The 16986-nt window shown below is 55.0% G+C and carries 14 protein-coding genes; 11 read left to right on the top strand and 3 right to left on the bottom strand.

From position 1 onward, the window contains the following. Nucleotides 1-19: 19 nt before the first annotated feature. The 11 genes from bamA (at nt 20) to Q0796_RS04010 (ending at nt 15003) form a co-directional block, all read left to right on the top strand. Nucleotides 20-2506 (top strand): outer membrane protein assembly factor BamA, encoded by a 2487-nt coding sequence (gene bamA / locus Q0796_RS04060; protein WP_298440484.1) that lies wholly within the window; start codon nt 20-22, stop codon nt 2504-2506. Between the two features lie 45 nt (nt 2507-2551). Then, nucleotides 2552-3055: an OmpH family outer membrane protein gene (locus Q0796_RS04055; protein WP_298440482.1), complete on the top strand. Its 504-nt coding sequence runs from the start codon at nt 2552-2554 to the stop codon at nt 3053-3055. 2 nt (nt 3056-3057) lie between these two features. Beyond that, entirely contained in the window at nt 3058-4092 is a 1035-nt protein-coding gene (gene lpxD / locus Q0796_RS04050; protein ID WP_298440480.1) for a UDP-3-O-(3-hydroxymyristoyl)glucosamine N-acyltransferase, read from the top strand. A 22-nt stretch (nt 4093-4114) separates the two neighbouring features. Further along, the gene (gene fabZ, locus Q0796_RS04045) at nt 4115-4570 is read left to right on the top strand and encodes a 3-hydroxyacyl-ACP dehydratase FabZ (protein WP_298440479.1); all 456 of its coding nucleotides are present in this window, start codon (nt 4115-4117) and stop codon (nt 4568-4570) included. Further along, nucleotides 4567-5337, top strand: a complete 771-nt coding sequence (gene lpxA, locus Q0796_RS04040) for an acyl-ACP--UDP-N-acetylglucosamine O-acyltransferase (RefSeq protein ID WP_298440478.1) — start codon at nt 4567-4569, stop codon at nt 5335-5337. The genes fabZ and lpxA overlap by 4 nt, the downstream gene beginning before the upstream one ends. A gap of 1 nt (nt 5338) precedes the next feature. Continuing rightward, entirely contained in the window at nt 5339-6502 is a 1164-nt protein-coding gene (lpxB, locus tag Q0796_RS04035; RefSeq protein ID WP_298440477.1) for a lipid-A-disaccharide synthase, read from the top strand. Further along, nucleotides 6496-7068, top strand: coding sequence for a ribonuclease HII (gene rnhB, locus Q0796_RS04030; RefSeq protein WP_298440475.1), 573 nt, complete (start codon nt 6496-6498; stop codon nt 7066-7068). Before lpxB ends, rnhB begins: the two co-directional genes overlap by 7 nt. Before the next feature lie 160 nt (nt 7069-7228). Next, entirely contained in the window at nt 7229-10726 is a 3498-nt protein-coding gene (gene dnaE, locus Q0796_RS04025) for a DNA polymerase III subunit alpha (protein ID WP_298440473.1), read from the top strand. Nucleotides 10727-10765: 39 nt separating this feature from the next. After that, a complete protein-coding gene (gene accA, locus Q0796_RS04020) occupies nt 10766-11725 on the top strand; it encodes an acetyl-CoA carboxylase carboxyl transferase subunit alpha (protein ID WP_298440471.1) in 960 nt (319 codons plus the stop codon). Continuing rightward, a complete protein-coding gene (gene tilS, locus Q0796_RS04015; protein WP_298440469.1) occupies nt 11716-13029 on the top strand; it encodes a tRNA lysidine(34) synthetase TilS in 1314 nt (437 codons plus the stop codon). The genes accA and tilS overlap by 10 nt, the downstream gene beginning before the upstream one ends. A gap of 45 nt (nt 13030-13074) precedes the next feature. Beyond that, a complete protein-coding gene (locus tag Q0796_RS04010; protein ID WP_298440467.1) occupies nt 13075-15003 on the top strand; it encodes a monovalent cation:proton antiporter family protein in 1929 nt (642 codons plus the stop codon). Here Q0796_RS04010 and Q0796_RS04005 read toward each other — a convergent pair. The 3 genes from Q0796_RS04005 to Q0796_RS03995 all read right to left on the bottom strand — a co-directional run bounded on the left by Q0796_RS04005 (nt 15000) and on the right by Q0796_RS03995 (nt 16985). After that, complete coding sequence (locus Q0796_RS04005; RefSeq protein ID WP_298440465.1) at nt 15000-16115, bottom strand: patatin-like phospholipase family protein; 1116 nt, start codon at nt 16113-16115, stop codon at nt 15000-15002. The genes Q0796_RS04010 and Q0796_RS04005 overlap by 4 nt on opposite strands. A gap of 147 nt (nt 16116-16262) precedes the next feature. Further along, entirely contained in the window at nt 16263-16400 is a 138-nt protein-coding gene (locus Q0796_RS04000) for a TIGR02808 family protein (RefSeq protein WP_298440463.1), read from the bottom strand. 12 nt (nt 16401-16412) lie between these two features. Beyond that, nucleotides 16413-16985: a NapC/NirT family cytochrome c gene (locus tag Q0796_RS03995; RefSeq protein WP_298440461.1), complete on the bottom strand. Its 573-nt coding sequence runs from the start codon at nt 16983-16985 to the stop codon at nt 16413-16415. Nucleotide 16986: the final 1 nt, after the last annotated feature.

The raw sequence follows: 16986 nt of genomic DNA, 5'->3' as shown, positions 1-16986 counted from the left end.
TAACAAGAAAATCGCCTCTATGAGACTAAATAAAATCATGGCGTCGATGCTGCTGATCGGCGCGACCTTTAGCGGGACTAGCCAGGCAGCAAGCTTCGAGCCGTTTGTCGTTGAAGACATTAAAATTGAAGGGTTACAACGAGTTGCACTAGGTGCTGCATTGCTTAACTTACCGGTAAAGGTCGGTGACGAGCTGGATGTAGTGGCACTGCAACGGGCCATTAAAACCCTCTATCGCTCTGCCAACTTTGAAGACGTAAAAGTGATCCGCGATGGCGGCACTTTAATCTTAACCGTGCGTGAACGCCCAACCATCTCGAGCATCAATTTAGATGGCAACAGCGACATCAAAGATGAACAACTGCAAGAAAGCCTGAACGGTTCCGGCGTCAAAGTGGGCGAATCCCTTGATCGCACCGTACTGACCGAAATCGAAAAAGGGCTGCAGGACTTCTACTACAGCGTCGGCAAATACAACGCCAAAGTGAGCGCGCAGATCATCGATTTGCCCCGCAACCGAGTTGAGCTGAAACTGAAGTTTGAAGAGGGCGATGCCGCAGAAATTAAGCAGATAAACGTAGTGGGTAACCACGTTTATTCTGATGAAGAGCTGATCTCCAAACTGGAGCTGACCGACTACGTTGCCTGGTGGGATTTCTTTGGCGAGCGCCGCTACCAGAAGCAGCAGCTAGAAGGGGATCTGGAAACGATCACTTCGCACTACCAAGACCGCGGTTACATCAAGTTTAAAGTTGATTCTACCCAAGTCGCGATGACCCCAGATCAAGAGGGGCTGTACGTCACCATTAACGTGGATGAAGGCGAGCAGTACAACGTTAAAGAGGTCAAGCTGACCGGCAACTTGCTGGAAAAGCGCGAGCTGTTAGAAAGCTTGGTGCCGATCAAAGAGGGCGCACTTTATAACGCCGCTGAAATCACTTTTGTAGAAGAGCTGATCAGCAAATTCCTTGGTCGCTACGGTTACGCTTACCCAACCGTGAAAACCTTCCCGGAAATTGATGATGACACCAACGAAGTGACGTTGAACATCAATGTTGAACCGGGCAAGCGGATCTACGTACGCAACGTTAACTTCAGCGGTAACACCGTAACCAAAGATGAAGTGCTGCGTCGTGAAATGCGACAGATGGAAGGTGCGTGGCTGAACAGCCGTAACGTGGAACTGTCTAAGTCGCGCTTGAACCGCTTAGGCTTCTTTGAAACCGTTGAATCGAAGACCAATCCGGTTCCGGGCAGCGATGATCAAGTGGATGTGGATTTCGAAGTGAAAGAGCAGCCATCCGGCTCCTTTAACTTTGGTGTTGGCTATGGCACCTCGGGCGGCTTAAGTCTGCAGCTGGGGTTGTCGCAAAGTAACTTTATGGGTACCGGTAACAGCGTTGGCATCAACGTGAACACCAAGTCTTACTCAAAAAGTATCGATCTGTCTTACACCGATCCCTACTTCACCCGTTTCGGGGTCAGCGCCGGTGTGAACGTGTTCTGGTCATCGTTTGATGCCGATGAATACTACCTTGAGTCTTACCAAAACGACTCATATGGGGTGGCCTTTAATACCTCGTGGCCATTAAACGAATACAACCGTTTGGGCTTTGGCTTTGGTTACCGCCACAACGAACTGTCGCAGGTTACGCCGTACCAACAGGTACTGAAATTCCGCGATATTTTTGGCGATTTGAACGATCCAAACTCGAAACTGGCGTTTGATAACTTCGAAGTGAACGCCTCTTGGAATCGCAGCACCTTAAACCGTGGTCAGTTCCCGTCTGACGGTGAAAGCCAACGCTTAAGCACCAAAATGACGGTACCAGGCAGTGATACTGAGTACTTCAAAGTTAGCTTCGACAACACCTATTACCAACCGTTAAGCCGCAACCACCGCTGGATCTTCTTGGCCCGTGGTAAGTTAGGTTACGGTAACGGTTACGGCAAAGTGGGTGACAGCGAGCAGATCATGCCGTTTTGGGAGAACTTCTACGCCGGTGGTAGCACCATCTTGCGCGGATTTGAAACCAACTCAGTGGGACCGCGAGCGTTTTATGTTACTGCGGGTGGCCAAACGTGTCTGCCTGATGCTTCCGGCTTCAACTGCCCTGGATACAATGGCGATCCAAACGTGATTACCGTTGAAGATGGCAGCTCGATTGGTGGTAATGCCATTGCCACCTTAAGTTTCGAACTGATTGTGCCAACGCCATTTTTGGATGAAGCTTACTCAAACAGTGTGCGGAGTTCCTTCTTTGTTGATGCCGGTAACGTATGGGATACTGAATTCGAGTACGATAGCTACCGCGACAATGCCCAGTCTGAGTTTGATAAGATCCAAGATTATTCCGATCCGAGTCGCATTCGCGCCTCTTACGGTCTGTCGGTGCAATGGATTTCGCCAATGGGACCAATGGTCTTTAGCTTGGCGCAGCCAATTAAAGAGTACGAAGGGGATAAAACCGAAGTGTTCTCGTTCAATATTGGCCGCACTTTCTAAGCCAGAAATAACAACAATATAAATTGGATTTATAGGAGTTTTACCGTGAAAAAAGTAATCGCTACCGTGGCCTTGATGTTGGCAGTTATGGCTCCAGCAGCCCAAGCAGAGCAGAAGATCGCCGTGATCAACATGCAAGGTTTGGTTGCCCAGCACCCAAGTGCGGAAGGTCTGCAGCAGCGAGTTCAGGACGCGTTCGCTGAGCGCGTAACTGCAATGAAAAAGCTGCAAGAGCAAGGCGTATCGATGCAGCAGAAGCTGGAAAAAGACGGCGCGATGATGTCTGCCGATGCGCGTACCGAAATCGAACGTAAGATGCAGTCGCTGCAAGCGGACATGCAACTGAAAGGCAAAGCGTTGCAGGAAGACATGCAGAAGCGCGGCCAAGAAGAGCAGCGTGTTATTCTTATGGAGATCGGTAAAGCGATTGAATCTGTGGCAAAAGCCGAAGGTTACGACATTGTATTGGAAGCACGCAGCGTAATGTGGGCCGACGAAACCAACAACATCTCTGCTAAGGTTCTGGAAGCAGTACAACAAGGCAACTAAGCATGACCCAAATGACCCTGGCGCAGTTGGCAAGCGCCTTGGGCGCTCGCCTGCAGGGCAACGGCGACACCCTCATTGAGGGTGTCGCTACGTTAGAGCAAGCCCAAAGTGGCCAGATAGCATTTCTGGCTAACCCCAAATATCGCGCACAGCTGCAGTCTACTCAGGCTTCAGCTGTGTTGTTGTCTGAAGCTGACGCTGACACCTTTGGCGGCAACGCCTTGGTGATGAAGGATCCCTATGTGGGTTTTGCGCGCGTGGCGCAGATGTTGGATACCACCCCAGCGGCAGCAACGCAGATCCACCCCAGTGCGGTGATCGATGCCAGCGCCCAGTTGGCCGACGGCGTGGCCGTTGGTGCCAATGCGGTGATTGAAGCGGGTGCCGTAATTGGCGCCAATGTGCAGATCGGTGCAGGCTCGGTGATTGGCTTAAACAGCCGCATCGGCGCAGAAACCAAGTTGTGGGCTAATGTTACCCTGTACCATAACGTGGTGGTTGGCGCGCAGTGCATCATCCATTCCGGTTGTGTGATTGGCTCAGACGGCTTTGGTTACGCCAACGAAAAAGGCCTGTGGATTAAAATTCCACAAACTGGCCGGGTGGTGATCCACGATCACGTTGAGATCGGTGCCAACACCTGCATCGATCGCGGTGCCATTGACGATACCGTGATCGAAGAAGGTTGCATCATCGATAACTTGGTGCAGATCGCCCATAACGATATTATTGGCGCCCACAGCGCCATTGCTGGCGCCACTGTGATTGCCGGCAGTACCCGACTTGGACGTCACTGCATTGTTGGCGGCAACAGTGCCATTGCGGGCCACTTGGAAATCGCTCCGGGCACCCACATCAATGGCATGACCGGCGTCACTGGCAGCATTAAACAACCGGGCCTGTATGGTTCGTTGCCGCCGTTGCAGGAAGCGAAAACGTGGCGAAAAAACAGCGTGCGCATGCGTCAACTCGACGACATGTACCGTCGCATTCGTGCACTTGAGAAACAGTTAGCGCAAGACGCTGACGACCAGTAACAACCAGTTTGAGGAAACCGCTTTGTCCGAGTCTATTAATTCCATGGACGTAAATGCGATCTTGGAATACCTGCCGCACCGCCACCCATTCATGTTGGTGGATCGGGTTCTTGATTTTACGCCTGGCGAGCGTCTGGTTGCCCGTAAGAATGTGACTTACAACGAACCGTTCTTCCCTGGCCACTTTCCCCAGCAGCCGATCATGCCTGGGGTCTTGATCCTAGAAGCGTTAGCGCAGGCATCCGCAATCTTGGCCTTTAAAACCCACGGTAAGCAGGAAAACTGCCTGTATCTGTTTGCTGGCATTGATAACGCCCGCTTTAAACGTCAGGTAGTGCCAGGGGATACCCTAGAGCTGGAAGTGGTGTTGAAGAAAGAGCGTCGCGGCATTGGCTTCTTTGAAGCACGTGCAACCGTTGACGGCGAACTGGCCGCCAGCTGTGATTTGATGTGTGCTAAGCGAGAGATTGAACAGTGATCAGCGAACACGCAGTAGTCCACCCTGATGCCAAAATTGGCGCCAACGTTGAAATTGGCCCATTTACCTTTATTGGCGCCGACGTTGAGATTGGCGATGACTGCTGGATTGGCAGCCACGTGGTGATCAAAGGGCCGGCGAAAATTGGTAAGGGCAACAAGTTCTTCCAATTCACCTCCATCGGTGAAGAGTGCCAAGACAAGAAGTACAAGGGCGAAGCCACTTGGGTGGTTATCGGCGACAACAACATTTTCCGTGAATGTTGCACCGTACACCGTGGCACCACCCAAGATCAGAGCTTGACTCAAATCGGCTCTGACAACTTGTTTATGGCGTACACCCATGTGGCGCACGATTGCATGGTGGGTAACCACATCATCATGGCCAATAACGCGTCGATTGCGGGTCACGTAAAAGTGGACGATTGGGCAATTTTGGGCGGCATGACCGGCGTCCACCAGTTCGTGCACATCGGCGCTCATGCCTTTACTGCGGGTTGTTCGTTGGTACTGCAAGACGTACCGCCATTTGTGATGGTTTCAGGCCAAGGGGCGGCACCGCGTGCCATTAACTCTGAAGGGTTGAAGCGTCGTCACTTCTCGAAAGAAGCGATCTTAGCGATCCGCCGCGCTTACAAAATTTTGTATCGCAGTGGCTTAACCTCCGCAGAAGCGATCCCACAAATACGAGCGATGGCGGCAGAGCACCCAGAAGTGGCCGACATGGCCGATTTCGTTGAGAGCTCCAGCCGCGGTATCGTTCGTTAATATGGCCAAGCCGTTAACCTTTGCCATCGTCGCCGGAGAACTCTCCGGCGATATTTTAGGTGCCGGATTAATTAAAGCGCTGAAGCGGCACCACGCCGATGCGCGCTTTATTGGTATTGGCGGTCCGTTGATGCAAGCCGAAGGCTTAGACAGCCTGTACCCACTGGAAGATCTGGCGGTGATGGGGTTGGTGGAAGTGCTGGGGCGTTTGCCGCGGTTGCTGGCCATCAAGCGCGGTTTGATTGCCCAGCTGCTGGCTGCCCAGCCGGATTGCTACGTTGGTGTTGATGCGCCGGACTTTAATTTACGCATCGAACTGCCACTGAAGCAGGCGGGGATCCCCACGGTTCATTACGTCAGCCCATCCGTGTGGGCGTGGCGCCCGAAGCGCATTTTTAAAATCGACAAAGCCACCGATCAAGTGTTGGCGTTGTTGCCTTTTGAAAAGGCGTTTTACGATCAATACCAAGTGAACTGCTGCTTTGTAGGCCACACCTTGGCCGATGAAATTCCCGTGGCCATCGACACGCAAGCGGCACGCAATCAACTTGGCCTGACTGCCGATGGCAAGGTATTAGCGTTGTTGCCTGGCAGCCGAGGTGGCGAAATGGGCCGGATTGGCCCGACCTTTTTAGACTGCGCGGCAGCACTCAATCGTAAGTACCCGGATCTCGAAATTGTGGTGCCGTTGGCCAATCAACATCGGCGTCAGCAGCTTGAACAGTTATTGGCAAAGCGCAGCGAGGCACCGAAACTGACCTTGGTGGATGGCCAATCGCGCACGGTGATGATGGCCGCGGATGCCATCTTACTGGCCTCTGGCACCGCCACCTTAGAAGCGATGCTGTGCAAAAAGCCGATGGTGGTGGCGTATAAAGTCGCGCCGCTGAGCTATCGCATCGCCAAACGACTGATGCTGATTGATCGCTTTAGCCTGCCAAACCTGCTGAGCCAGCACTACTTTGATGACAAAGATCTGGTGCCAGAGCTGATCCAGCAAGACTGCACCAGCGACAACCTCGTGACTGCGATTGAGCAGCAGCTGTTTGCCGATCAAAGCGCCACCGTCGCCAAATTTACCCAGTTGCATCAGCAGATCCGCTGCGATGCCTCTGCCCGTGCCGCGGAAGCGGTGCTTGAACTGATAGAGAACAAACCATGTTAATTGCCGGAGTTGATGAGGTGGGCCGTGGCCCGCTGGTGGGTGATGTGGTGACCGCAGCGGTGATCCTAGATCCGAACAACCCGATTGAGGGCTTGGCGGATTCAAAGAAACTGTCGGAGAAAAAGCGCGCAGCCCTGTTTGTTGAGATTCAAAATAAAGCACTGGCTTGGAGCCTAGGTCGTGCCAATGTGGCTGAAATTGATGAGCTGAATATTCTGCACGCCACCATGCTGGCGATGCAGCGTGCGGTTGCGGGGTTGTCGGTACGGCCAGATCTGGTGCGCATTGATGGCAACCGTTGCCCCGATTTGGGTGATTTGGCCGCGGAAGCATTGATTAAAGGCGATGACAAAGAGCCCGCCATCAGCGCCGCCTCCATCTTGGCCAAAGTTACCCGCGATGCCGAGATGGTTGAGCTCGACAGTCGTCACCCGCAATACGGCTTTGCTGGCCATAAAGGCTATCCAACCAAGCAACACTTAGCGGCCTTGGAAGAACACGGTGCCCTAGCAGAGCATCGCACCAGTTTTAAGCCGGTGCGCCGTGCCTTAGGGCTGCAAGACTAGCCGCACCATTTGCGGTGCCGCCAGTGCCTGTTTATCTTAGCCAGTAGTCGCACCAGCGTCGGCGCGGTTGTTGGCTAACATTAGCCTTACGCGGCGCGCAGAACCCGACACCACCATCAGCCGCTTCATTGGGGCGCCAGTAGCGCAATAAGTAACTTCTATGACCGATCCAAAGTTCGTTCACCTGCGGGTGCACACCGATTTCTCCATGGTGGATGGCCTGCCCAAGGTTAAGCCGCTGCTTGGCCGTGCCGCCGAGCAAAATATGGCGGCCATCGCCGTTACGGACATGACCAACCTGTGTGGCTTGGTTAAGTTCTACGGCGGTGCCCACGGTGCTGGGATCAAGCCGATTATCGGCGCTGACTTTTGGGTAACCACCCCAGAGCTGGGTAACGAGCAATTCCGCATTACCGTGCTGGCGATGGATAACCAAGGTTACGCCAACGTGACCGAGCTTATCAGTGAAGCCTATCTGCGTGGCCACGTGGCCGGTCGACCGGTGCTGGATAAAGCGTGGCTGGCGACATACTCCGCCGGACTGATCGTGCTCTCCGGCGGTAAAGATGGCGATGTCGGCAAAGCCTTGGTAAAGGGTAACTTCGCCTTGGCCAGCAGCTTAGCCAGTTTTTACCAGCAGCATTTTGCTGATCGCTACTATCTGGAATTACTGCGTACTGGGCGTGCGGACGAGGAAACCTACCTGCACGCCGCGCTGGATTTTGCTGCCGACATGGATCTGCCGCTGGTGGCCACCAACGAAGTGGTGTTCCTCGATAAAGAGGATTTCTCTAATCACGAAATTCGGGTGTGCATTCACGACGGCTTTTCGGTGGACGACGCCCGTCGCCCGCGGCTTTACTCGGAGCAGCAGTACCTGCGTACCGAGCAAGAGATGCTTGAGCTCTTTGATGACATTCCCGAAGCACTGCAAAACAGCGTTGAGATCGCCAAGCGCTGTAACGTTACTGTGCGCTTGGGCGAATACTTCCTGCCAGACTTCCCCACCGGCGATCTGAAAATAGAAGAGTTCTTGGTTAAGGTTTCTGAGGATGGGCTAGAGGAGCGACTTGAGTTTCTGTTCCCTGATCCGGAAAAACGCGCGGCGATCCGCGGCGAATACGACGACCGCCTCAAGATCGAACTGGAAGTGATCAACAACATGGGTTTCCCAGGTTACTTCTTGATCGTAATGGAATTTATCCAGTGGTCAAAAGACAACAACATTCCCGTTGGTCCTGGCCGAGGTTCCGGTGCGGGATCGTTGGTGGCGTACGCCCTAAAAATTACCGATCTGGATCCACTGGAATACGATCTGCTGTTCGAGCGCTTCTTGAACCCAGAGCGGGTTTCGATGCCCGATTTCGATGTCGATTTCTGTATGGATCGCCGCGACGAGGTGATCGATCACACCGCCGAGCTGTATGGCCGTGACGCGGTGTCGCAGATCATCACCTTCGGCACCATGGCCGCCAAGGCGGTGGTGCGCGATGTTGGGCGCGTATTGGGGCACCCGTTTGGCTTTGTTAACCGCATCACCCAGCTGATCCCCGGCGATCCGGGCATGACCTTGGCCAAGGCGTTCGATGTCGAGCCCGCATTGACCGAGCTGTACGATCGCGATGAAGAGGTGCAAGGGCTGATCGACATCGCCCGCAAGCTGGAAGGCACCACCCGTAACGCCGGTAAACACGCCGGTGGCGTGGTGATCGCCCCCACCAAAATCACCGATTTTGCGCCGCTGTATTGCGATGATGAAGGCAACAACCCGGTCACCCAGTTCGATAAGAACGACGTTGAAACCGCCGGTTTGGTGAAGTTCGACTTCTTGGGGTTACGTACCCTCACCATCATCCAGTGGGCACTGGATATGCTGAATCCGGCCTTAGCCAAACAAGGCAAAGAGCCGGTACGGATTGAAAGCATCAATCTGGTGGACAAGAAGTGCTTCGATCTGCTGCAACGCAGTGAAACCACCGCGGTATTCCAGTTGGAATCCCGCGGCATGAAAGAGCTGATCAGCCGCCTGAAACCCGATTGTTTTGAAGACATGATCGCCCTAGTTGCGTTGTTCCGCCCTGGGCCATTGCAGTCGGGCATGGTTGATAACTTCATTGACCGTAAACACGGCCGAGAAGAGGTGTCCTATCCGGATGCCACTTGGCAACACGAATCGTTAAAGCCGATCCTAGAGCCCACCTACGGCATTATTCTGTATCAAGAACAGGTGATGCAGATCGCGCAGGTGCTTTCCGGTTACACCTTGGGCGGCGCCGATATGTTGCGTCGTGCCATGGGTAAGAAAAAACCGGAAGAGATGGCCAAACAGCGAGCCACCTTTGAAGAGGGCGCGGTGAATAACGGCGTTGATGGCGAGTTGGCGATGAAAATCTTCGACTTGGTGGAGAAGTTTGCCGGTTACGGCTTCAATAAATCCCACTCCGCCGCTTATGCCTTGGTGTCTTACCAAACCCTGTGGATGAAAACCCATTACCCCGCCTACTTTATGGCGGCGGTAATGTCGGCAGATATGGACAACACCGAGAAGGTGGTGACCTTGGTGGACGAATGCAGCCGCATGGGCATTCCTCTGCTGCCGCCAGACGTGAACCAAGGTTTGTACAAGTTTAACGTCAACGAAAAAGAGGAGATCGTCTACGGCATTGGTGCCATTAAAGGGGTTGGCGAAGGCCCGGTAGACGAGATCCTGCTGGCGCGGGAAAGCGGCGGCAACTTTATCGATCTGTTCGACTTCTGCGATCGCATCGATCTAAAGAAAGTGAATCGACGCACCATCGAGAAGCTGATTAACGCCGGTGCCTTGGATAACTTAGGCCCTCGCTTAGCCGACGGTAAGCCGCACCGTGCTTGCTTAATGGCAACTTTGGAAGAGGCGATCAAATCCGCGGCGCAAAACGCCCGCAACGCCGCCCAAGGGATGGACGACCTGTTTGGCTCGTTAACCCCAGAGCCAGAAAACGCCTTCCATTCGTTTGCTCAGGTGCCGCCCTTTGCCGATCAAGAGTGGCTCAAAGGCGAAAAAGAAACCCTCGGGCTGTACCTTACCGGCCACCCGATCAACCAATACCTGAAAGAGTTTAAACGGATGGGCACCATTCGCATTCGCGATGTGGCGCCAACCGGTCGGGGCCGCACCAGCCGAGTGGCCGCGTTGGTGATCGCCTCGCGGGTGATGATCACCAAAAAAGGCTCGAAAATGGCCATCGTGACCTTGGACGACGGTTCCGAGCGAATGGACATGACCCTTTTTGCCGAAGGTGTTGAAAAGTACGGTGATCTGGTTGGCGTCGACCGCATCATAGTGGTAGAAGGAGAGGTCAGCTTTGATCAATTCAGTGGTGGCAATAAACTGTCCGCCCGAGATGTGATGAGTATTGCCCAAGCGCGGGAACGTCATGCCAAGGCGGTGGTGATCACCTTATCGCAGCAACAGGCGCAACCGCCGTTGTTGGCAGAGCTGAAAACCCTGTTAAGTGAACATGGCAACGGTGCCTGTCCGGTGCAGATCCACTATCAACGTGAAGATGCCCACGGGGTGCTACAACTGGGAGACCGCTATCGCATTCTCCCTGCGGACGAATTATTGCTGTCACTGCGAAAACTGCTGGGACCACAGCAGGTCGCGGTGACCTTTTAGACATTGGCCGAAGCTTCGACTTCGCAACGAGAACAAATTATGAGCCTGGACTTTTTGGAATTTGAGCAGCCGATTGCTGAGCTGGAAGCTAAGATCGACGAGCTGCGTAAAGTATCCCAAAGCGGTAACTTGGATGTCGATCTGGCCCAAGAGATCGAACAGTTGGAGCAAAAGCGCGACACCATGACGCGCAAAGTGTTTGGTAGCTTAGAGCCGTGGCAGGTGTCACAGATGGCGCGCCATCCTCAGCGCCCGTACACCGAAGACTACATCAAGCTGCTGTTCACCGATTTTGACGAATTTTGTGGCGACCGCGCGTACGCCAACGACGAAGCCATTGTGGGTGGCACCGCCCGCTTCAATGGCCAGCCGGTCATGGTGATTGGCCACCAAAAAGGCCGTGACACCAAAGAGAAGATCCGCCGTAACTTCGGCATGCCACGCCCTGAAGGCTACCGTAAGGCATTGCGCCTGATGGAGATGGCAGAGCGCTTTAAGTTGCCAATCGTGACCTTTATTGACACCCCAGGGGCTTACCCAGGGGTGGGCGCGGAAGAGCGTGGCCAATCGGAAGCGATTGCCAAAAACCTGCAGGTAATGGCTGGTTTGAAAGTGCCAGTGATCTGTACCGTCATTGGTGAAGGCGGCTCCGGCGGCGCCTTGGCCATTGGCGTTGGCGATCGCGTGAACATGCTGCAGTACTCCACCTACTCGGTGATCTCCCCAGAAGGCTGTGCATCCATTTTGTGGAAAGACGCCGCCAAAGCGCCAGTAGCGGCAGAAGCGATGGGGATCACCGCCCCTCGCCTGCATGAACTGGGGTTGGTGGATAACGTTATCGATGAACCGATGGGCGGCGCCCACCGCGATCCAGATCTGATGGCTGGGGCGTTGAAACTGCAGTTAGAGCAAGATTTAGCAACGCTGCAAGCGCTGCAGCAGGACGAACTGCTGGATCAACGCTACGAGCGTCTGATGGGGTACGGTTATTGCCGCTAACGGATAACACAGCGCGGCTAGAGGCCGCGCTTTTTTCTGCCCTGGACACCGCCACTGCCGTCACTCTTGGCTTCAGTGGCGGTGTTGATTCCAGCTTGTTGGCACTGCTGCTGGGGCGCTGGCAACAACGCCACCCACAGGTGCCTTGTCGATTGCTGCACGTGCATCACGGCTTATCGGCCGAGGCGGATCAGTGGTTGGCCCATTGCCAAGCGCAAGCGCAAGCCTATGGGCTGACATTTGAAGCGCATAAGGTGCAGCTGCAATTGGGGCCGCGGATCAGCGTTGAAGCGGCGGCGCGGCAGGCGCGTTATCAGGTGTTTGCACAAGCGCTGGCGCCGGCAGAGCTGCTTTTAACTGGGCATCATCTGGATGACCAAGCGGAAACGCTGTTGCTGGCGTTAAAGCGGGGCAGTGGCCCAACGGGGTTAGCGGCGATGGCCACCTGCCAGCCGCTGGGCCAAGGGCAGTTGGTACGGCCTTGGCTTAACCACAGCCGCGCCAGCATTGAACAGGCGGCGGCGGCGCTGGGGTTGACTCATATTGACGATGACTCCAACAGCGATGAGCGTTTTGACCGTAACTTCTTACGGCAGCGGATCATTCCCCAGTTGGCGGAGCGTTGGCCGGGGATCAAAACCAGCCTTGCTCGCAGTGCCGCTCTGTGTGCCGAGCAGCAAGCGCTGTGTGATGAGTTAGCCCAAGCTGACTACCAACGATGCCAATTGCCAGGACAGGGGCTGAGCTTGGCGCTCAGCGCCGATTTTAGCCAAGCGCGGCAAAATAACCTGCTGCGTTATTTTTTGCGCCAGCATGGGGCGTTAATGCCCTCTCAAGCGCAACTGCAGCAGCTGGCCGCCATGTGGCAGGCGCGCGCAGACAGCCAACCCCAGCTGGATTGGGGTCGTTGGTCGCTGAAGCGTTACCTTGGTGGGATCTATCTGCTGGGGCGACAAGCGCCAGCCCCGTTATCAACTCATCCGTGGCAACAGGGGCAATTGCAAAACGGCCAACATTGGCTGTTAAAGCCTTGTTATGATGGACCCAGATTAAAGCCGTTGGCACTGTCACGATTAAGCGTACGCTACGATCTGCCTGGGGCCACCAAGTTGCACCCGCATACTCGGCAGCAGCGGCGCAGTTTGAAAAAACTGTGGCAAGAGTTTCAGGTGCCGCCATGGCAGCGCTCGCAAGTGGCGCTGCTGTGTTACGACGACACCGTGATTGCGGCGCTGGGTTACTGGCTGGAACAGGATTTTCTGCAAAGCGAAGGCGTTGGCTGGTGGCCGACGCTGGTGACGTAAACGTCCGTTACCGCGCTGAAATACACCCTAAAGCAAGGAGGCTCGATGGATATTGCGTTGGCGTTAGCCGCCATGGCTGTGATGGCCATTTGGATCTGTCGTCGCTTTGGATTACCCACCATCTTAGCGTGGTTGGGGATCGGGGTGGCGGCGGGGCAGCAAGGACTGGCATGGCTTAGCTCTGAGCAGATCCATCTGGTGGCCGAGTACGGCATCGTCTTTCTTATGTTTTCCTTGGGGCTGGAGTTTTCGCTGCCACGGTTGTGGGCGATGCGCAGCCGAGTGTTTGGTTTGGGCTCGTTACAACTGCTGATCACCGGTGGTTTAGCGGGCTCGGTGGCACTGCTGTTTGGCATCGACATCCGTGCGGCCATCGTTATTGGCGCCGCCATTGCGCTCTCTTCTACCGCCATTGTGCTCAAACAGCTTGACGAGTTGGGCTGGCTCAATCGCCGCCACGGCGAGCTGTCGGTCAGCATCTTACTGTTCCAAGATCTGGCGGTGATCCCGCTGCTTATCATCATTCCGATGCTGGGCTCTGACTCTCAGGGCAGCGCCTTGCTGTTGGAGTTGGGCTGGGCGCTGCTTAAAGGCGGGGCGGTGTTTGCGGCGCTGCTGTGGGCCGGTGGCTATTTGTTGCCACGGATTTTTGATCAGGTGGCCAGCTCTCGCTCCGATGAACTGTTTGTGCTGACTACCTTGGTGGTAGCGTTAGCGACGGCGCACTTTACCTTAACGGTGGGGTTATCAATGGCACTGGGGGCGTTCTTAGCGGGGATGCTGCTGGGAGAGAGCCAATACCGGCAGCAGCTTGAAGCCGATATTCGGCCGTTTCGCGACTTGCTGATGGGGGTGTTCTTTGTCTCGGTGGGGATGCTGCTGGACTTCAATACGGTCCTCAACCACGGCGGCTTACTGCTGCTGTTAGTGCCCACCTTGATGGTGTTCAAAGCGTTGGTGATCGCGCTGCTGGCTAAATTGACCGGCGAGAAAAGCAAAGACGCCTTAGCCACGGGGCTGTGCTTAGCGCAAATTGGCGAATTCAGTTTTATCTTAATTGGCATGGCGCTAACGTGGCAGGTGATCAGCCCCGACATCGGCAACGTTTTGGTGGTCTCTGGGGTGCTGTCGATGTGCGTGGCTCCTGCGCTGATCAACCACTGCATCGGCTTATCTAAGTGGCTGTTGGGCGGTGGCGATCTGCTGCGCAGCAGCGACGAGGATGAAGAGCCACTGGTGTTGCAGGATCATGTGTTATTGCTGGGCTACGGCCGCGTTGGCCAAACCTTGGCGCGCTTTCTACGCAAAGACAACATGCCGTTTGTGGCACTGGATCTGGATCCGGTGCGGGTACGGGAAGCCAAAGCCGGTGGTGAGCCCGTTCGCTTTGGGGATGCGCGTCGCATCGATATTTTGCGTCATGCGGGCTTGGCCCGCGCCAAGATGGTGGTGATCAGTTTTGATAACCGCCGCACGGTGTTTAATCTGCTCGACTGCATTAAGCAAGAGGCGCCAACGGTGCCGATCATTGTACGCACACGGGACGACAGCACCCTAACTGCGTTGGAAAGTGCCGGCGCCGATCAGGTGATCCCCGAATCCCTTGAAGGCAGCTTGATGCTGGTGTCGCAGGTGTTGTATCGCCTTGGGGTGCCGCTGCCAAACATCTTAAAGCGGCTGGAGCGTGTACGCCGTCGCCATTACCGTACCTTGCATGGGTTCTATGCCAGTGAAGGCGGCAACAAAGAGAGTCTGCACTGGGTGCAGCTGCCATCGAAAGCGTGGGCGGTGGGGCGTTCGCTGCATCAGGTGTCGATTGCCCATTGGCAGGTGACCATTGAAGGGGTGAAACGGGGCAAGCATCGCATTACTGCCACGCCGGATCTGGCACTCGAACCCGGCGACATGTTGCTGCTGCAGGGGGAAACCAGCAAGTTAGAACGGGCTGAACGCCGCTTGTTGGATGGTTTTTAGTGCTGCAAGTCAAAGAAAGACTTTAGCCGCTCTTGCTGCTGTAACGCATCTTGCCGCCCCAGTTCTATCAACTCTTGGCAGTAGGGCCCTTCAAACATCAAATAGCTTAATAAGCTGGAATCGCTGTCGCCGGTCACGCCAATGGTGCGCAGCAGATAGCGGATCCCTCGTGGCAGGTGGCGATAGTGGCTGCGGGCGATGGCATCCAGATCCTCACTGGGTTTGATGACCAGAGTTTCTATCGTTTTTAGCGGCGTGTGATTAAGTGCTTTTTCTGGCAGCAGCGCCAGCGAGCGATTGACCCGCTGTAATCGCTCTAAGTCGATATTGAGCGTATCGGAAAAGATGGTATCCAGCATGTGCCCCGCCAACTCGTTGGCCCGTGGTGGACGGCGGCGGTGCTTCAGTGGCTGGGTTTGATGGGGGCTGTCGAGGTTAATGGCTAAAATTTTATTGGCGCCAAGGTGGATTGGCGGGCTGAGCGGTGCCATCTGCAGTATCGAGCCATCGCCGTAATGATCGTCACCAATGCGGATAGAGGGGAACACCATCGGAATGGCCGAAGATGCCAATAAGTGTTCAATGGTGATGGTGCTGTGCTGGCCAAAACGGTGGGAACGCTGCCACGGGATGATCTCTTTTTTACCTTGGAAAAAGCTGACACTGCACGGGTGGTAATAGCGGCTGGCCGAGACCGTTACGGCGTGCAGGTGGCCGCGTTCGATGTGTTGTTCAATCCGGGACAGTGGCATGATTTGGGTCAGCAGCTGCCGCAAAGGTTGATTGTCGAACAGGCTCGGCGGGCGATGACCGCGATGCAGCAAAATCGACAGTAGGTGGCGGCTTAGCCCCCGCATGTCGCTGCGATACACCTGACTGGTGCGGAAGTTACGCCAAATGTGATCCAGCTTACGCACCCCCAGATGGAAGCAGCTGGCGTGGCAAGCGAGTGCCACTGCATTGATGGCGCCTGCGCTGGTGCCACACAAAATGGGGAAGGGCAGACCGTGGTTGCGGGGATAGAAACTTGCCACCGCTTGCAGTACGCCCACTTGATAAGCCGCACGGGCGCCACCGCCACTTAACTGCAAGCCGCATCGGCTGGAATTCACCATTGCTGTCCTATTCGAAGTAGTTGTTTTTACTCAGTATAGAAGTCGTAATGGCCGTTAGGGTTGGTGCCTGAGAAAACAAAACGCCGAAGCGGTGGCTTCGGCGTTGTCGGATTTACGGTGGCTCAGAACGGCCGCCGAGTGTTCTTAGTCAATCTGTTTGTCTTTACTGAGTGACAGTAACCACAGGGCCACCGCAGCCACGGCTAAGAAGCCGCTCAGGATGATGACTGGCATGGCGGCGTAGCCAAGAATGTGCCAGATCACCGATTCAAGTGTGCTCATGCGCGTTGCTCCTTACCAGCCTTCAACACCGGCCATGTCTGGCAGTTTGTGGGCAATGCCCTTGTGACAATCTACGCAGGTTTTGTCTCCGGTCGCCAAGGCGGTGGAGTGTTGCTTAACGCTGCGCTTACCCTGTTCTGAAAAGTCCATAAACTCAAAGTTGTGGCAGTTGCGACACTCTTTCGAGTCGTTGCCTTTGAGTCGAGCCCACTCGCGGTTGGCGAGGTGAGCGCGGCGTGCTTTGAACTTCTCTTCGGTACTGATGGTGCCCATGGCAAAGGCCACCAGCTCTTTCGATGCCTGTACTTTGCGGACGATTTTATCGGTCCAGTTGTGCGGTACGTGACAGTCGCTACAGATCGCCCGCACCCCAGACCGATTGGCGTAGTGCACGGTTTCCCGGATCTCTTTGACGATGGGTTGGTGACAACCGGAGCAGAACTCCTCGGTATTGGTTGCTTCCATGCCGGTGTTAAAGGCACCCCAAAACATCAATCCGCCCACAAAGCCCATGAACAACACCACGCCAGCGGCGGCATTACTGGGTTTTTTCAATCGGCGCCAAAACGCTTTTAACCATTTCATT

This window comes from uncultured Ferrimonas sp. (genome assembly GCF_947489035.1).
Taxonomy (GTDB): Bacteria; Pseudomonadota; Gammaproteobacteria; order Enterobacterales; family Shewanellaceae; genus Ferrimonas.
This window is presented reverse-complemented; position numbering and strand designations above follow the sequence as displayed.